This window comes from Shigella sonnei (assembly GCF_002950395.1).
Classification (GTDB): domain Bacteria; phylum Pseudomonadota; class Gammaproteobacteria; order Enterobacterales; family Enterobacteriaceae; genus ECMA0423.
On the sequence record NZ_CP026802.1, the window covers coordinates 4,033,125 to 4,049,426 of the forward strand.

Below are 16,302 nucleotides of genomic sequence, written 5' to 3' on the forward strand. Positions count from 1 at the left end.
ATTTATACTTGGGTTAATCCGTTATTTTACCCTTTTCCACGGTAAACATCTTCGAATTTTCGTCCGACATGTCTATAACGTGTTCAGCACTGATCGCGCTGACAAAGACCTGTGATTGCGTCGCTTTTAAGCGGCTGGCAAGCAGCCCGCGACGCTCATCATCAAGCTCAGAGGCAAAATCATCTATCAGGTAGAGACACCGCCGCCCGCTTTCACGGGTGAGGAACTCTCCTTGCGCCAGACGTAAGGCGCACATCAACAGCTTAAGCTGCCCACGCGATAAGGTATCTTCCACCGGCGCACCGTCGGCGCGAATGCGTAAGTCCGCTTTATGCGGGCCATGCGCGGTGTAGGTTAGCTGGCGATCGCGTTCAAAATTACGTTCCAGCACCTCAGCATATTCTGTCTCTTTCTCCCAGCCGCGCTGGAAAGAGAAAGTCAGAGAAAACTCAGGGAGAAATTGCTTACAAGTATCGGCCATATCAGCCGCGATACCGGCGCTATACTCCGCGCGCCAGGTGCTGATTTGCTCCGCCAGCGGGATCAGCTCTTTATCCCACGGGCGTAGCTGTTCGTAACGTGTCACCTGGCGCAGCGCCGCATTGCGCTGCTTGAGCAATCGCTTGAGATTGCTCCAGGCGGTGAAAAATCCGGGTTCGTTGTGAAAGCATCCCCAGTCGAGGAATGCTCTTCTGTATTTGGGGCCGCCGTTGAGTAAAGTAAACCCTTCTGGCGTTATCAACTGCATTGGCATCAGGTGCGCCAGTTCCGCGACCTTATGCCCGTCTGTACCGTCGATGCGGACTTTGCTGTCGCCCTGTTTGTCTTTGGTTAAGCCAATCGCTGTCTCGCGCTCTTCGCCCTGTAATCGCCCGTGGAGAACAAACGCCTCCTGCTCATGGCGAATGACGCGACCAATCTGCAAACTGCGAAACGCCCGACCATGGCCGAGCGTATAGATGGCTTCCAGCACGCTGGTTTTGCCACTGCCGTTGGCACCTACCAGAAAGTTAAAGCCGGGAGATAAAGCGAGATCCGCGGTTTCAATGTTGCGGAAATCGCGGATCAACAAGCGGGTGAGGGACATTACAGTCTCATTGGCATGACAACATAGGCAGCCGACTGTGATGCGGCATCTTCAATCTGCACGCTGGAAACCGAATCGGTCAGCATCATGCGGACGTTTTCACATTTCAGCGCGTTCAGAACATCCAGCACGTAGCTGACGTTGAAGCCGATTTCCATCTCCGCACCGCTATAGGTAACGTCGAGGATCTCTTCCGCTTCTTCCTGTTCCGGGTTGTTGGCGGTGATTTTCAGCTGGTTTTCGCTGACATAAAGACGTACGCCGCGGAATTTCTCGTTAGAGAGAATCGCCGCGCGAGCAAACGCCTGCTTGAGCAGATCGCAGCCAGCTTCCAGATGTTTGTCCGGGTTCTTCGGCAGAACGCGGCGATAATCCGGGAAGCGACCATCCACCAGTTTGGAGGTGAAGATAAAGTCGCCAACGTGGGCGCGAATGTTGTTGCTGCCAATCTGTACGCGCAGCGGATTGTCGCCGCCGTCGAGCATACGCATCAGTTCAATCACGCCTTTACGCGGCACGATCACCGAATGGCTTGGCAAAGATTGACCAATTGGCATTGAACAGACTGCCAGACGGTGGCCGTCGGTCGCCACGGTGCGCAGTTCTTCGCCTTCGGTTTCAAACAGCATACCGTTTAAGTAATAGCGAACGTCCTGATGCGCCATAGAAAACTGGGTCGCTTCAATCAGACGCTTCATCGTCGCCTGCGGCAGGGTAAATTCGACTTCGCTCTGCCAGTCATCGAGGTTCGGGAAATCCGCCGCTGGCAGGGTAGACAGCGAAAAACGGCTACGCCCGGAGCGCACCAGCATCCGTTCACCTTCCAGCTGTACGGCAATTTCCGCGCCTTCAGGCAGACCACGGCAGATATCAAAGAATTTGCGCGCCGGAACGGTCGTCGCTCCTGGCTCGTGTGGCTGAACCAGCGCAACGCGTGCCACCATTTCCATCTCGAGATCAGTACCGGTCAGCGACAACGTACCGTCAGCAACCTGTAACAGCAGATTACCGAGAATCGGTAGCGTAGGACGACCACCTAACGGCCCGCTCACCTGTTGTAGCGGTTTTAATAAATGCTCACGTTCTACGGTAAATTTCATAGGTTTACGATGACAATGTTCTGATTAAATTTGAAAAATCTTCTTTGATATCGTGGCTCTCTTCACGCAACTGCTCGATCTTACGGCAGGCATGAAGCACCGTCGTGTGGTCACGACCACCAAACGCATCGCCAATCTCCGGCAGACTGTGGTTAGTCAGCTCTTTCGCCAGCGCCATCGCCATCTGGCGCGGACGCGCCACCGAGCGGGATCGACGCTTGGAAAGGAGATCCGCGACTTTGATCTTGTAGTACTCCGCCACCGTCTTCTGAATATTGTCGATGGTGACCAGTTTTTCCTGCAATGCCAGCAAGTCGCGCAGTGCCTCACGCACGAAGTCGATGGTGATCGCCCGTCCGGTAAAGTTGGCGTTAGCAATAACGCGGTTCAGCGCCCCTTCCAGCTCACGTACGTTAGATCGTAGACGCTTGGCGATAAAGAACGCCACTTCGCCTGGCAAACGAATGTCATTTTCGTCGGCCTTTTTCATCAGGATCGCCACGCGGGTTTCCAGCTCTGGCGGTTCGATCGCCACAGTCAGTCCCCAACCGAAGCGGGATTTCAAACGATCCTCAACGCCGTTGATCTCTTTCGGATAGCGATCCGAGGTGAGAATGATCTGTTGATTACCTTCCAGCAGGGCGTTGAAGGTGTGGAAAAACTCTTCCTGAGATCGTTCTTTATTAGCAAAAAACTGAATATCGTCGATCAGCAGTGCATCTACGGAACGGTAGTAGCGTTTAAACTCTTCGATCGCGTTGTTTTGCAGGGCTTTAACCATGTCCTGAACAAAGCGCTCGGAGTGCATATAAACCACTTTGGCATTCGGCTTGCGCGCCATAATGCCGTTACCCACCGCATGCAGCAGGTGAGTTTTACCCAGACCCGTGCCGCCATAAAGGAACAATGGGTTATAGGCACCGCCAGGGTTATCCGCCACCTGGCGAGCCGCCGCGCGCGCCAGTTGGTTAGATTTACCTTCAACGAAGTTATCAAACGTGTGTTTGACGTTTACGTTAGAACGATAGGTCGGTTCTGCCGGGGCCGGGACGTTATCCCAACCTGAGCGCGTAGAAGGCGCAGCACGTTGCGGCTGCGTTTGCGCCACCTGTGCAGGGGCCGCGACGTTGCTCGTCACTGCCGCTTGTGGCGTTTGCGTCACCGGTTTGGTGCCGACTTCAAAACGCAGCTGTGGGGCATCCGCTCCGCAGAAACTGGTTAGCAGTCCATTGATATTATTAAGGTACTTGTCCCGTACCCAATCGAGGACAAAACGGTTTGGCGCGTACAGGGCCAGCGTGTTATCGCTCAGTTCCGCCTGCAATGGGCGTATCCACATACTGAATTCTGTGGCTGGTAACTCATCCTGCAATCGGGCAAGACACTGCTGCCAAAGCGAAAGTGACACGGCGGACTCCACTCGAACAAAAGTCGATAATGACTAAGGCTGAAACATTCATGATTGTTGACGTACGTCGAAAAGACCCTGCTTGAGGGTGACGCACGAACCGCTGTCTGCGGTTATATGCCCGATCAAGATCCTGCAAAACGATCGGGACCGCGGATCATAGCCTAAACTGCGCAAGAGATCTTCTGTTTCTCACAGATTTTCCCGATTTATCCACAGGACTTTCCAGACCTCGCTAAGTGTAAACGATCCTGCCGCGAGGCGGGCACGATTTACGCCGCATATTGGAAAATTTAATGACCATAGACAAAAATTGGCTTAATCGATCTAATAAAGATCTAGGACGATCCTTGCGCTTTACCCATCAGCCCGTATAATCCTCCACCCGGCGCGCCATGCTGGTTTTCACTGGTGTGAGGTCGTACATTTTCCCTGCGAAAAGGTGCGGAAAAGCGCGGTAAATAAGGAAAGAGAATTGACTCCGGAGTGTACAATTATTACAATCCGGCCTCTTTAATCACCCATGGCTTCGGTGTCCATCGTTTCATTTTTCGGCGGATATCCAATAAAGCCATTGAATTTATTCAAGTTTAGGTAGAAATCGCCATGAAACGCACTTTTCAACCGTCTGTACTGAAGCGCAACCGTTCTCACGGCTTCCGTGCTCGTATGGCTACTAAAAATGGTCGTCAGGTTCTGGCACGTCGTCGTGCTAAAGGCCGCGCTCGTCTGACCGTTTCTAAGTAATAAAGCTAACCCCTGAGTGGTTAAGCTCGCATTTCCCAGGGAGTTACGCTTGTTAACTCCCAGTCAATTCACATTCGTCTTCCAGCAGCCACAACGGGCTGGCACGCCGCAAATTACCATTCTCGGCCGCCTGAATTCGCTGGGGCATCCCCGTATCGGTCTTACAGTCGCCAAGAAAAACGTTCGACGCGCCCATGAACGCAATCGGATTAAACGTCTGACGCGTGAAAGCTTCCGTCTGCGCCAACATGAACTCCCGGCTATGGATTTCGTGGTGGTGGCGAAAAAAGGGGTTGCCGACCTCGATAACCGTGCTCTCTCGGAAGCGTTGGAAAAATTATGGCGCCGCCACTGTCGCCTGGCTCGCGGGTCCTGATAGCCCTCATTCGGGTCTATCAACGCCTGATTAGTCCGCTACTCGGGCCGCATTGTCGTTTCACTCCAACCTGTTCAAGCTACGGAATTGAGGCATTGCGCAGGTTTGGAGTGATAAAAGGCAGTTGGTTGACGGTGAAACGCGTATTAAAATGCCACCCTTTACACCCTGGTGGTGACGATCCCGTCCCGCCCGGACCATTTGATACCAGAGAACACTAACGATGGATTCGCAACGCAATCTTTTAGTCATCGCTTTGCTGTTCGTGTCTTTCATGATCTGGCAAGCCTGGGAGCAGGATAAAAACCCGCAACCTCAGGCCCAACAGACCACGCAGACAACGACCACCGCAGCGGGTAGCGCCGCCGACCAGGGCGTACCGGCCAGTGGCCAGGGGAAACTGATCTCGGTTAAGACCGACGTGCTTGATCTGACCATCAACACCCGTGGTGGTGATGTTGAGCAAGCTCTGCTGCCTGCTTACCCGAAAGAGCTGAACTCTACCCAGCCGTTCCAGCTGCTGGAAACTTCACCGCAGTTTATTTATCAGGCACAGAGCGGTCTGACCGGTCGTGATGGCCCGGATAACCCGGCTAACGGCCCGCGTCCGCTGTATAACGTTGAAAAAGACGCTTATGTGCTGGCTGAAGGTCAAAACGAACTGCAGGTGCCGATGACGTATACCGACGCGGCAGGCAACACGTTTACCAAAACGTTTGTCCTGAAACGTGGTGATTACGCTGTCAACGTCAACTACAACGTGCAGAACGCTGGCGAGAAACCGCTGGAAATCTCCACCTTTGGTCAGTTGAAGCAATCCATCACTCTGCCACCGCATCTCGATACCGGAAGCAGCAACTTCGCACTGCACACCTTCCGCGGCGCGGCGTACTCCACGCCTGACGAGAAGTACGAGAAATACAAGTTCGATACCATTGCCGATAACGAAAACCTGAACATCTCTTCGAAAGGTGGTTGGGTGGCAATGCTGCAACAGTATTTCGCGACGGCGTGGATCCCGCATAACGACGGTACCAACAACTTCTATACCGCTAATCTGGGTAACGGCATCGCCGCTATCGGCTATAAATCTCAGCCGGTACTGGTTCAGCCTGGTCAGACTGGCGCGATGAACAGCACCCTGTGGGTTGGCCCGGAAATCCAGGACAAAATGGCAGCTGTTGCTCCGCACCTGGATCTGACCGTTGATTACGGTTGGTTGTGGTTCATCTCTCAGCCGCTGTTCAAACTGCTGAAATGGATCCATAGCTTTGTGGGTAACTGGGGCTTCTCCATTATCATCATCACCTTTATCGTTCGTGGCATCATGTACCCGCTGACCAAAGCGCAGTACACCTCCATGGCGAAGATGCGTATGCTGCAGCCGAAGATTCAGGCAATGCGTGAGCGTCTGGGCGATGACAAACAGCGTATCAGCCAGGAAATGATGGCGCTGTACAAAGCTGAGAAGGTTAACCCGCTGGGCGGCTGCTTCCCGCTGCTGATCCAGATGCCAATCTTCCTGGCGTTGTACTACATGCTGATGGGTTCCGTTGAACTGCGTCAGGCACCGTTTGCACTGTGGATCCACGACCTGTCGGCACAGGACCCGTACTACATCCTGCCGATCCTGATGGGCGTAACGATGTTCTTCATTCAGAAGATGTCGCCGACCACAGTGACCGACCCGATGCAGCAGAAGATCATGACCTTTATGCCGGTCATCTTCACCGTGTTCTTCCTGTGGTTCCCGTCAGGTCTGGTGCTGTACTATATCGTCAGCAACCTGGTAACCATTATTCAGCAGCAGCTGATTTACCGTGGTCTGGAAAAACGTGGCCTGCATAGCCGCGAGAAGAAAAAATCCTGATTCGGTGAGTTTTCGCTAAAATAAGGGCGGTCAGTTGACCGCCTTTTTTCTTTTCGTAGGGTGGATAAGCACCGCGCATCCGCCACACAAAGCAACAGGAACATCATGAGCGATAATGACACTATCGTAGCCCAGGCCACGCCTCCGGGACGTGGCGGCGTTGGCATCCTGCGCATCTCCGGCCTAAAAGCCCGTGAAGTTGCCGAAACCGTGCTGGGTAAACTGCCTAAGCCGCGCTACGCCGATTATCTTCCGTTTAAAGACGCCGACGGCAGCGTGCTCGATCAGGGGATTGCGCTATGGTTCCCTGGCCCGAACTCGTTCACCGGCGAAGATGTGCTGGAACTGCAGGGTCATGGCGGTCCGGTGATCCTCGACCTGCTGTTAAAACGCATTCTGACCATTCCCGGCCTGCGGATTGCTCGCCCTGGTGAGTTTTCCGAACGCGCGTTTCTTAACGATAAACTCGACTTAGCCCAGGCCGAGGCGATTGCCGATCTTATCGACGCCAGTTCGGAACAGGCGGCCCGTTCGGCACTTAACTCGCTGCAAGGCGCATTCTCCGCACGGGTCAACCATCTGGTGGAAGCCCTCACCCACTTGCGCATTTACGTCGAAGCGGCAATTGATTTCCCTGATGAAGAGATCGATTTCCTCTCCGACGGCAAAATTGAAGCCCAGCTTAATGACGTGATTGCCGATCTCGATGCAGTGCGTGCTGAAGCACGTCAGGGTAGTTTGTTGCGCGAAGGGATGAAGGTGGTGATTGCCGGACGTCCTAACGCCGGTAAATCGAGCCTGTTAAACGCGCTGGCGGGCCGTGAAGCAGCAATCGTAACTGATATCGCCGGAACCACACGTGACGTGCTGCGTGAGCATATCCACATTGACGGAATGCCGCTGCATATCATCGATACCGCTGGGCTACGTGAAGCCAGTGACGAAGTGGAACGTATTGGTATCGAGCGCGCGTGGCAGGAAATTGAACAGGCCGACCGCGTGCTGTTTATGGTCGATGGCACCACAACAGACGCCGTGGATCCGGCAGAGATCTGGCCGGAATTTATCGCCCGTCTGCCAGCGAAACTACCGATCACCGTGGTGCGCAATAAAGCCGATATCACCGGCGAAACGCTGGGAATGAGTGAAGTGAACGGTCACGCGTTAATTCGTCTCTCGGCAAGGACAGGTGAAGGCGTGGAGGTGCTGCGTAACCATCTCAAACAGAGCATGGGCTTTGACACCAACATGGAAGGCGGCTTCCTGGCGCGTCGTCGCCACCTACAGGCGCTGGAACAGGCAGCGGAGCATTTGCAGCAAGGTAAAGCGCAACTGTTAGGTGCCTGGGCGGGTGAACTGCTGGCGGAAGAGTTGCGCCTGGCACAGCAGAACTTAAGCGAAATCACCGGGGAATTTACCTCTGATGATTTGCTGGGGCGGATTTTCTCCAGCTTCTGTATTGGTAAGTAACCGCGCTTACGAAGCCGTATTCTGACTGTCAGATGCGGCTTCGCTTCATTGTTAGCACTCCTGTTATTCCTCAACCCTTTTTTTAAACATTAAAATTCTTACGTAATTTATAATCTTTAAAAAAAGCATTTAATATTGCTCCCCGAACGGGTAATGACTCCAACTTATTGATAGTGTTTTATGTTCAGATAATGCCCGATGACTTTGTCATGCAGCTCCACCGATTTTGAGAACGACAGCGACTTCCGTCCCAGCCGTGCCAGGTGCTGCCTCAGATTCAGGTTATGCCGCTCAATTCGCTGCGTATATCGCTTGCTGATTACGTGCAGCTTTCCCTTCAGGCGGGATTCATACAGCGGCCAGCCATCCGTCATCCATATCACCACGTCAAAGGGTGACAGCAGGCTCATAAGACGCCCCAGCGTCGCCATAGTGCGTTCACCGAATACGTGCGCAACAACCGTCTTCCGGAGACTGTCATACGCGTAAAACAGCCAGCGCTGGCGCGATTTAGCCCCGACATAGCCCCACTGTTCGTCCATTTCCGCGCAGACGATGACGTCACTGCCCGGCTGTATGCGCGAGGTTACCGACTGCGGCCTGAGTTTTTTAAGTGACGTAAAATCGTGTTGAGGCCAACGCCCATAATGCGTGCAGTTGCCCGGCATCCAACGCCATTCATGGCCATATCAATGATTTTCTGGTGCGTACCGGGTTGAGAAGCGGTGTAAGTGAACTGCAGTTGCCATGTTTTACGGCAGTGAGAGCAGAGATAGCGCTGATGTCCGGCAGTGCTTTTGCCGTTACGCACCACCCCGTCAGTAGCAGAACAGGAGGGACAGCTGATAGAAACAGAAGCCACTGGAGCACCTCAAAAACACCATCATACACTAAATCAGTAAGTTGGCAGCATCACCCTAAATTTGGCTAAATCCTTCAAGAAGCCAGCCATTCGCTGGCTTCTTGCCTCTCAGGAAATCACTTATGTCCAAATGGCAACTCGCCTGATCCTCCTTCACCACGTATGCTTTGCGTCACCTTACTATCAGGACGCTTTAGCCCATGTCCCGCTTTTTGATTTGTAGTTTTGCCCTGGTTTTACTTTATCCCGCCGGGATTGATATGTACCTCGTTGGTTTACCGCGCATCGCCGCCGATCTCAATGCCAGCGAAGCGCAGTTGCATATTGCGTTCTCCGTATATCTGGCGGGGATGGCAGCTGCGATGTTATTTGCCGGTAAAGTGGCTGATCGTTCAGGGAGAAAGCCGGTCGCCATACCCGGCGCGGCGCTATTTATTATTGCCTCGGTGTTCTGTTCACTGGCTGAAACCAGCACGTTATTTCTTGCAGGCCGATTTCTACAGGGGTTGGGCGCAGGCTGTTGTTACGTAGTGGCGTTCGCCATTTTGCGCGACACGCTGGATGATCGACGTCGGGCTAAAGTGCTGTCATTACTCAACGGTATTACCTGCATCATTCCGGTGTTAGCGCCAGTGCTCGGACATCTGATTATGCTTAAATTCCCGTGGCAGAGTCTGTTCTGGGCGATGGCAATGATGGGCATCGCGGTACTGATGTTGTCTTTGTTTATTTTAAAAGAAACGCGCCCAGCGTCCCCCGCTGCTTCGGACAAACCACGAGAAAATAGCGAGTCGCTGCTTAATCGGTTTTTCCTCAGCCGTGTTGTTATCACCACCCTCAGCGTTTCGGTGATCCTCACTTTCGTCAATACATCGCCGGTATTGCTGATGGAAATCATGGGTTTTGAGCGCGGAGAATACGCCACCATTATGGCGTTGACCGCTGGCGTCAGCATGACCGTTTCATTCTCCACGCCATTTGCGCTGGGAATTTTTAAGCCACGTACGTTGATGATCACCTCGCAGGTGTTATTCCTTGCGGCGGGGATCACCCTTGCCGTTTCACCTTCCCATGCGGTTTCTCTGTTTGGTATCACGCTGATTTGCGCCGGTTTCTCGGTAGGTTTTGGCGTAGCGATGAGTCAGGCGTTAGGACCATTTTCATTACGCGCGGGCGTAGCCAGCTCGACCTTAGGTATTGCGCAGGTTTGCGGTTCGTCACTGTGGATTTGGCTGGCAGCGGTGGTTGGTATTGGCGCATGGAATATGCTGATCGGGATTCTGATTGCCTGTAGTATAGTGAGCCTGTTGCTGATTATGTTCGTCGCGCCTGGACGCCCCGTTGCCGCTCATGAAGAAATCCATCACCACGCTTGATCTCAATCTGCTGCTCTGTCTGCAACTGCTGATGCAGGAGCGCAGCGTGACCAAAGCGGCGAAGCGGATGAACGTGACCCCTTCAGCGGTGAGTAAGTCGCTGGCAAAGTTAAGAGCGTGGTTTGACGACCCGCTCTTTGTGAACTCACCGCTGGGCCTGTCGCCCACACCGCTAATGGTCAGCATGGAGCAAAATCTGGCGGAATGGATGCAAATGAGCAATCTGCTGCTGGATAAACCGCACCACCAGACACCGCGCGGCCTGAAGTTTGAGTTGGCGGCGGAATCGCCGCTGATGATGATCATGCTTAATGCGCTGTCGAAACGGATCTACCAACGTTACCCGCAGGCGACCATCAAACTACGTAACTGGGATTACGATTCCTTAGATGCCATTACTCGTGGTGAAGTGGATATTGGTTTTTCCGGTCGCGAAAGCCATCCTCGCTCGCGGGAGCTGTTAAGCTCGCTACCGTTAGCCATTGATTATGAAGTGCTGTTTAGTGATGTACCCTGCGTCTGGTTACGCAAAGATCATCCGGCACTGCATGAAACGTGGAATCTGGACACCTTTTTACGTTATCCGCATATCAGCATTTGCTGGGAACAGAGCGACACCTGGGCGCTGGACAATGTGTTACAGGAGCTGGGGCGCGAACGCACGATTGCTATGAGTCTGCCGGAATTCGAGCAGTCACTGTTTATGGCAGCGCAACCCGACAATCTGCTACTGGCGACCGCGCCGCGCTACTGTCAGTACTACAATCAACTCCATCAACTGCCGTTGGTTGCTCTTCCTCTCCCGTTTGACGAAAGCCAGCAAAAAAAGCTGGAAGTTCCTTTTACCCTGCTGTGGCATAAACGGAACAGCCATAATCCGAAGATCGTCTGGTTACGGGAAACCATTAAAAACCTTTACGCGTCGATGGCATAACCGAATCGTATGAAACGCGACCCAATTTCACAATAAAATGTAAAAAAGTTGTAACAAGCTTGTCTGAATCGAACTTTTAGCCGCTTTAGTCTGTCCATCATTCCAGTAAATGATTACTCTTGTATTCATAATGGACCATTAAGCATGGAGCGAAAAATGGCGACTCACTTTGCCCGAGGGATTTTAACGGAAGGACATCTGATTTCTGTTCGTCTCCCCTCCCAGTGTCATCAAGAAGCCCGAAACATTCCCCCTCATCGTCAAAGCCGTTTTCTGGCGTCCAGAGGTTTACTCGCAGAACTGATGTTCATGCTGTATGGCATTGGCGAATTGCCGGAAATCGTCACCCTGCCGAAAGGTAAACCGGTTTTCAGTGATAAAAATTTGCCTTCGTTTTCTATTTCCTATGCCGGGAATATGGTTGGCGTGGCGTTAACAACCGAAGGTGAATGTGGCCTCGATATGGAACTACAGCGTGCGACGCGCGGGTTTCATAGCCCACACGCGCCCGATAACCACACCTTTTCCAGCAATGAATCGCTATGGATCAGTAAACAAAACGATCCTAACGAAGCGCGGGCGCAGCTCATCACGCTGCGCCGAAGCGTGCTAAAACTAACCGGTGATGTTTTGAATGACGATCCGCGCGATCTGCAGCTGCTGCCCATTGCCGGACGCCTGAAATGTGCTCATGTAAATCATGTAGAAGCGTTATGCGACGCGGAGGACGTGCTGGTGTGGTCCGTGGCGGTCACGCCCGCGATTGAAAAGCTCAGTGTCTGGGAGTTAGATGGCAAACACAGCTGGAAAAGCCTGCCGGATATTCACAGCCGCGCCAACAATCCTACCAGCCGGATGATGCGTTTTGCCCAGCTCTCTACCGTGAAGTCTTTTTCGCCAAATTGATAGACAACCACAGGAGTCATTATGTCTGAAAAATTGCAGGTGGTTACGTTACTGGGGAGCCTGCGCAAAGGCTCATTTAATGGCATGGTTGCACGTACCCTGCCGAAAATTGCTCCGGCGAGCATGGAAGTCAATGCGTTACCTTCCATTGCCGACATTCCCCTGTATGACGCTGACGTACAGCAGGAAGAAGGTTTTCCAGCAACGGTTGAAGCTCTGGCGGAACAGATCCGTCAGGCTGACGGTGTGGTGATCGTCACGCCGGAATATAACTACTCGGTACCGGGTGGGCTGAAAAATGCCATCGACTGGCTTTCCCGCCTGCCGGATCAACCGCTGGCCGGTAAACCGGTGTTGATTCAGACCAGCTCAATGGGCGTGATTGGCGGCGCGCGCTGTCAGTATCACCTGCGCCAGATTCTGGTTTTCCTCGATGCAATGGTGATGAACAAGCCGGAATTTATGGGCGGCGTGATTCAGAACAAAGTTGATCGGCAAACCGGAGAAGTGATTGATCAGGGTACGCTGGACCACCTGACCGGGCAATTGACCGCATTTGGTGAGTTTATTCAGCGAGTTAAGATCTAAATAAAAAACCCGCCAGTAATCATGCATGGCGGGTTTTTAATGCGCTATCGATTTTAATGAGCGTCGATAAATACAATCTTCAGGATAAACAGCAGCGCAACGATGATTACGCACGGGCTAAGGTCACGCAGACGCCCGGTACCAATCTTCATCACGCAGTAGGAGATAAAGCCCAGCGCAATACCTTCGGTAATCGAAAAGCTGAACGGCATCATCACGGCGGTAATAAACGCCGGAACAGATTCAGTAAGATCCTGCCAGTTCACGCGAGCAAGACTTGAGGTCATCAACACGCCAACGTAGATCAACGCGCCAGCTGCAGCGTAGCCTGGCACCATTCCCGCCAGCGGCGACAGAAAGATAACCAGCAGGAACAGCAGACCAACAACCACTGCCGTCAGACCGGTACGACCGCCAACCGATACGCCGGAAGAGGACTCAATATAAGCCGTAACGGAAGAAGTACCGATAAACGAACCGGTCACGGAAGAGATACTGTCGACATACAGCGCCTGCTTCATGCGCGGGAATTTCCCCTTCTCATCCGCCAGACCTGCTTTATCGGTCACGCCAATCAGCGTACCGGAGGAGTCAAACAAGTTGACCAACATGAAAGAGAAAATCACCCCTGCCAGCCCGAGGTTAAACGACCCGGCTAAATCTACATGACCCACAACTGTCATTACGCTCGGCGGCGCAGAAACGATGCCATTGTAGTGCACATCACCCAGCATCCAGCCCAGCAGCGTCGTCACCACGATAGAAACCAGCACCGCTGCGTGAATGTTGCGCGAGGCCAGAATGGCGATGATGAAGAAACCGAGGATCCCCAGCAGCACGCTGTGAGAAGTCAGATTACCGATGCTCACCAGCGTTTCCGGGTTAGCGACAATCACACCTGCGTTTTTCAGCCCCATCATGCCAATGAACAGACCGATACCGCTGGTAATACCCACACGCAGACTTACCGGAATGTTAGCAATCATCCAGTAACGAACGCGGAAAATGGTCAAAAGAAGCAGTCCGACAGCGCCCCAGAAGATTGCGCCCATACCGATCTGCCACGGCAGCCCCATTGCCTGGACAACCACAAAAGCGAAAAAGGCGTTAAGCCCCATCGCAGGAGCCAGCGCCACCGGAAGGTTTGCAAACAATCCCATCATAATGCTACCGAAAGCAGCAATCAGACAGGTTGTTACGAAGACGGCACTGGTGTCCATGCCAGCAACGCCCAGAATTTGTGGGTTAACAAATACGATGTAGACCATCGTCAGGAAGGTGGTGAACCCGGCAATCACTTCAGTTCGTGCCGTAGTACCATGTTCGCGCAGTTTAAAAACTCGTTCCAGCATCCCCTGACCAGAAGTCTGGGTGGTATGTTGATGACTCATTATCTATTTCCGAACAAGGAGGGAAAATCCGTCGCTATCGTATACCAAAATGCGACAATAGGCGCGTTTGTGAGAGACTTTTTTTATTGGATTTACTTATACGGCAACGATTGCGTTGCGCAAATCGGCTCTACGAAAACGTTAAACTGATTAAAAAGGAAAGGCATGTCCCGGATAGAAGCGGTATTTTTCGACTGCGACGGTACGCTGGTCGACAGTGAAGTCATTTGCTCCCGCGCATATGTAACGATGTTTCAGGAATTTGGTATTACGCTCGATCCTGAAGAGGTATTCAAACGTTTCAAAGGTGTAAAACTGTACGAAATTATCGATATTGTTTCCCTTGAACATGGTGTTACGTTAGCGAAAACAGAATCTGAACACGTTTACCGTGCAGAAGTCGCTCGGCTGTTCGATTCAGAACTGGAAGCCATCGAAGGGGCTGAAGCGCTCCTGTCAGCGATCACTGCGCCAATGTGTGTGGTATCTAACGGCCCAAATAACAAAATGCAGCATTCTATGGGCAAGCTGAATATGTTGCACTACTTCCCGGATAAACTGTTCAGCGGCTACGATATTCAGCGCTGGAAGCCAGACCCGGCGTTAATGTTCCATGCGGCAAAAGCGATGAATGTAAATGTAGAAAACTGCATTCTGGTTGATGACTCAGTTGCCGGTGCGCAATCTGGTATCGACGCAGGTATGGAAGTGTTCTACTTCTGCGCCGACCCGCACAATAAGCCGATCGTTCACCCGAAAGTCACCACCTTTACCCATCTTTCGCAGTTACCGGAACTGTGGAAAGCGCGTGGTTGGGATATTACGGCATAGTTCTTCACACTCCCTTCACTTACCCCGCTTAAATTGGCGCTCAAAGGTAAGTAAAGGGAGTTTGATATGTCTGTTTCACGTCGGGTAATACATCACGGACTTTATTTTGCGGTTTTAGGACCGTTAATTGGTGTTCTGTTTCTTGTCCTCTACATATTCTTCGCAAAAGAACCGCTGGTTCTTTTGGTAATAATACAGGTACTTCCATTGTTTCTCTTATTGTCGATTACTACGGGAGCTATTCCTGCATTGTTAACCGGCGTGATGGTCGCCTGTCTGCCGGAAAAGATCGGGTCACAGAAAAATTATCGTTGTCTGGCTGGTGGCATAGGTGGCGTCGTTATCACCGAGATCTATTGTGCAGTTATTGTACATATTAAGGGCATGGCTTCCTCGGAGTTGTTTGAAAACATTCTTTCTGGTGACAGTCTCGTTGTCCGCATCATTCCTGCATTGCTGGCAGGTGTGGTGATGAGCAGAATCATTACCCGTCTGCCCGGATTGGATATTTCATGTCCTGAAACAGACTCTTTAAGTTAAGCGGGATACTTTATCTTTGGGCTACTCAAAAGCAGACAGGATGTTACTATGGGTGATGCTGCCAACTTACTGATTTAGTGTATGATGGTGTTTTTGAGGTGCTCCAGTGGCTTCTGTTTCTATCAGCTGTCCCTCCTGTTCAGCTACTGACGGGGTGGTGCGTAACGGCAAAAGCACTGCCGGACATCAGCGCTATCTCTGCTCTCACTGCCGTAAAACATGGCAACTGCAGTTCACTTACACCGCTTCTCAACCCGGTACGCACCAGAAAATCATTGATATGGCCATGAATGGCGTTGGATGCCGGGCAACTGCACGCATTATGGGCGTTGGCCTCAACACGATTTTACGTCACTTAAAAAACTCAGGCCGCAGTCGGTAACCTCGCGCATACAGCCGGGCAGTGACGTCATCGTCTGCGCGGAAATGGACGAACAGTGGGGCTATGTCGGGGCTAAATCGCGCCAGCGCTGGCTGTTTTACGCGTATGACAGTCTCCGGAAGACGGTTGTTGCGCACGTATTCGGTGAACGCACTATGGCGACGCTGGGGCGTCTTATGAGCCTGCTGTCACCCTTTGACGTGGTGATATGGATGACGGATGGCTGGCCGCTGTATGAATCCCGCCTGAAGGGAAAGCTGCACGTAATCAGCAAGCGATATACGCAGCGAATTGAGCGGCATAACCTGAATTTGAGGCAGCACCTGGCACGGCTGGGACGGAAGTCGCTGTCGTTCTCAAAATCGGTGGAGCTGCATGACAAAGTCATCGGGCATTATCTGAACATAAAACACTATCAATAAGTTGGAGTCATT

At 52.3% G+C, this 16,302-nt stretch carries 18 protein-coding genes; 13 read left to right on the top strand and 5 right to left on the bottom strand.

What is annotated here, in order from left to right; genetic code table 11:
* Positions 1-13 precede the first annotated feature (13 nt).
* Genes recF through dnaA form a run of 3 tightly spaced genes read right to left on the bottom strand, consistent with a single transcriptional unit; the run spans position 14 to position 3,595 of the window.
* On the bottom strand, positions 14-1,087 hold the full coding sequence (gene recF / locus C1P89_RS20840) for a DNA replication/repair protein RecF (protein ID WP_000060112.1): 1,074 nt from the start codon (positions 1,085-1,087) through the stop codon (positions 14-16).
* Positions 1,087-2,187: a DNA polymerase III subunit beta gene (dnaN, locus tag C1P89_RS20845; RefSeq protein WP_000673464.1), complete on the bottom strand. Its 1,101-nt coding sequence runs from the start codon at positions 2,185-2,187 to the stop codon at positions 1,087-1,089. The genes recF and dnaN overlap by 1 nt, the downstream gene beginning before the upstream one ends.
* A gap of 4 nt (positions 2,188-2,191) precedes the next feature.
* Positions 2,192-3,595, bottom strand: coding sequence for a chromosomal replication initiator protein DnaA (gene dnaA / locus C1P89_RS20850; RefSeq protein ID WP_000059111.1), 1,404 nt, complete (start codon positions 3,593-3,595; stop codon positions 2,192-2,194).
* A gap of 296 nt (positions 3,596-3,891) precedes the next feature.
* Between dnaA and C1P89_RS20855 the strand changes: the two genes are divergently transcribed.
* From C1P89_RS20855 to mnmE, 6 genes are all read left to right on the top strand, one after another.
* Positions 3,892-3,972, top strand: a complete 81-nt coding sequence (locus tag C1P89_RS20855) for a hypothetical protein (RefSeq protein WP_123005643.1) — start codon at positions 3,892-3,894, stop codon at positions 3,970-3,972.
* A 229-nt stretch (positions 3,973-4,201) separates the two neighbouring features.
* A complete protein-coding gene (gene rpmH / locus C1P89_RS20860; protein ID WP_000831330.1) occupies positions 4,202-4,342 on the top strand; it encodes a 50S ribosomal protein L34 in 141 nt (46 codons plus the stop codon).
* Positions 4,343-4,358: 16 nt separating this feature from the next.
* Complete coding sequence (gene rnpA / locus C1P89_RS20865; protein WP_000239730.1) at positions 4,359-4,718, top strand: ribonuclease P protein component; 360 nt, start codon at positions 4,359-4,361, stop codon at positions 4,716-4,718.
* A complete protein-coding gene (gene yidD / locus C1P89_RS20870) occupies positions 4,682-4,939 on the top strand; it encodes a membrane protein insertion efficiency factor YidD (protein ID WP_001307474.1) in 258 nt (85 codons plus the stop codon). The genes rnpA and yidD overlap by 37 nt, the downstream gene beginning before the upstream one ends.
* Before the next feature lie 2 nt (positions 4,940-4,941).
* The gene (gene yidC / locus C1P89_RS20875; RefSeq protein WP_000378258.1) at positions 4,942-6,588 is read left to right on the top strand and encodes a membrane protein insertase YidC; all 1,647 of its coding nucleotides are present in this window, start codon (positions 4,942-4,944) and stop codon (positions 6,586-6,588) included.
* Between the two features lie 105 nt (positions 6,589-6,693).
* Positions 6,694-8,058, top strand: coding sequence for a tRNA uridine-5-carboxymethylaminomethyl(34) synthesis GTPase MnmE (mnmE, locus tag C1P89_RS20880; protein WP_001282364.1), 1,365 nt, complete (start codon positions 6,694-6,696; stop codon positions 8,056-8,058).
* Positions 8,059-8,222: 164 nt separating this feature from the next.
* Here the strand turns inward: mnmE and C1P89_RS20885 are convergent.
* A protein-coding gene (locus C1P89_RS20885) for an IS1-like element IS1A family transposase (protein WP_094096600.1) occupies positions 8,223-8,920 on the bottom strand; the annotation gives its coding sequence in 2 pieces (ribosomal slippage) (positions 8,223-8,671 and positions 8,671-8,920; 699 coding nt in all).
* Positions 8,921-9,120: 200 nt separating this feature from the next.
* Between C1P89_RS20885 and mdtL the strand changes: the two genes are divergently transcribed.
* From mdtL to yieF, 4 genes are all read left to right on the top strand, one after another.
* Positions 9,121-10,296: a multidrug efflux MFS transporter MdtL gene (mdtL, locus tag C1P89_RS20890; RefSeq protein ID WP_000085987.1), complete on the top strand. Its 1,176-nt coding sequence runs from the start codon at positions 9,121-9,123 to the stop codon at positions 10,294-10,296.
* The gene (gene yidZ, locus C1P89_RS20895; protein ID WP_000748502.1) at positions 10,271-11,230 is read left to right on the top strand and encodes an HTH-type transcriptional regulator YidZ; all 960 of its coding nucleotides are present in this window, start codon (positions 10,271-10,273) and stop codon (positions 11,228-11,230) included. Before mdtL ends, yidZ begins: the two co-directional genes overlap by 26 nt.
* Before the next feature lie 156 nt (positions 11,231-11,386).
* Positions 11,387-12,136, top strand: coding sequence for a 4'-phosphopantetheinyl transferase family protein (locus C1P89_RS20900; RefSeq protein WP_000190670.1), 750 nt, complete (start codon positions 11,387-11,389; stop codon positions 12,134-12,136).
* A gap of 21 nt (positions 12,137-12,157) precedes the next feature.
* Positions 12,158-12,724 (top strand): class I chromate reductase YieF, encoded by a 567-nt coding sequence (gene yieF, locus C1P89_RS20905; protein WP_001291271.1) that lies wholly within the window; start codon positions 12,158-12,160, stop codon positions 12,722-12,724.
* A 53-nt stretch (positions 12,725-12,777) separates the two neighbouring features.
* On the opposite strand, the gene adeP is transcribed toward yieF, so the two are convergent.
* Entirely contained in the window at positions 12,778-14,115 is a 1,338-nt protein-coding gene (gene adeP, locus C1P89_RS20910; RefSeq protein WP_000019342.1) for an adenine permease AdeP, read from the bottom strand.
* A gap of 165 nt (positions 14,116-14,280) precedes the next feature.
* Here adeP and yieH point away from each other — a divergent pair, with 165 nt between their 5' ends.
* From yieH to C1P89_RS20925, 3 genes are all read left to right on the top strand, one after another.
* Positions 14,281-14,946 (top strand): 6-phosphogluconate phosphatase, encoded by a 666-nt coding sequence (gene yieH / locus C1P89_RS20915; RefSeq protein ID WP_000086492.1) that lies wholly within the window; start codon positions 14,281-14,283, stop codon positions 14,944-14,946.
* Positions 14,947-15,012: 66 nt separating this feature from the next.
* Positions 15,013-15,486: a protein CbrB gene (locus tag C1P89_RS20920; protein WP_000116772.1), complete on the top strand. Its 474-nt coding sequence runs from the start codon at positions 15,013-15,015 to the stop codon at positions 15,484-15,486.
* A 106-nt stretch (positions 15,487-15,592) separates the two neighbouring features.
* Positions 15,593-16,290, top strand: a protein-coding gene (locus C1P89_RS20925) for an IS1-like element IS1A family transposase (protein WP_094096600.1) whose coding sequence is annotated in 2 segments (ribosomal slippage) — positions 15,593-15,842 and positions 15,842-16,290 — 699 coding nt in all. Because the reading frame shifts where the segments join, the coding sequence is not laid out codon by codon here.
* Positions 16,291-16,302 lie beyond the last annotated feature (12 nt).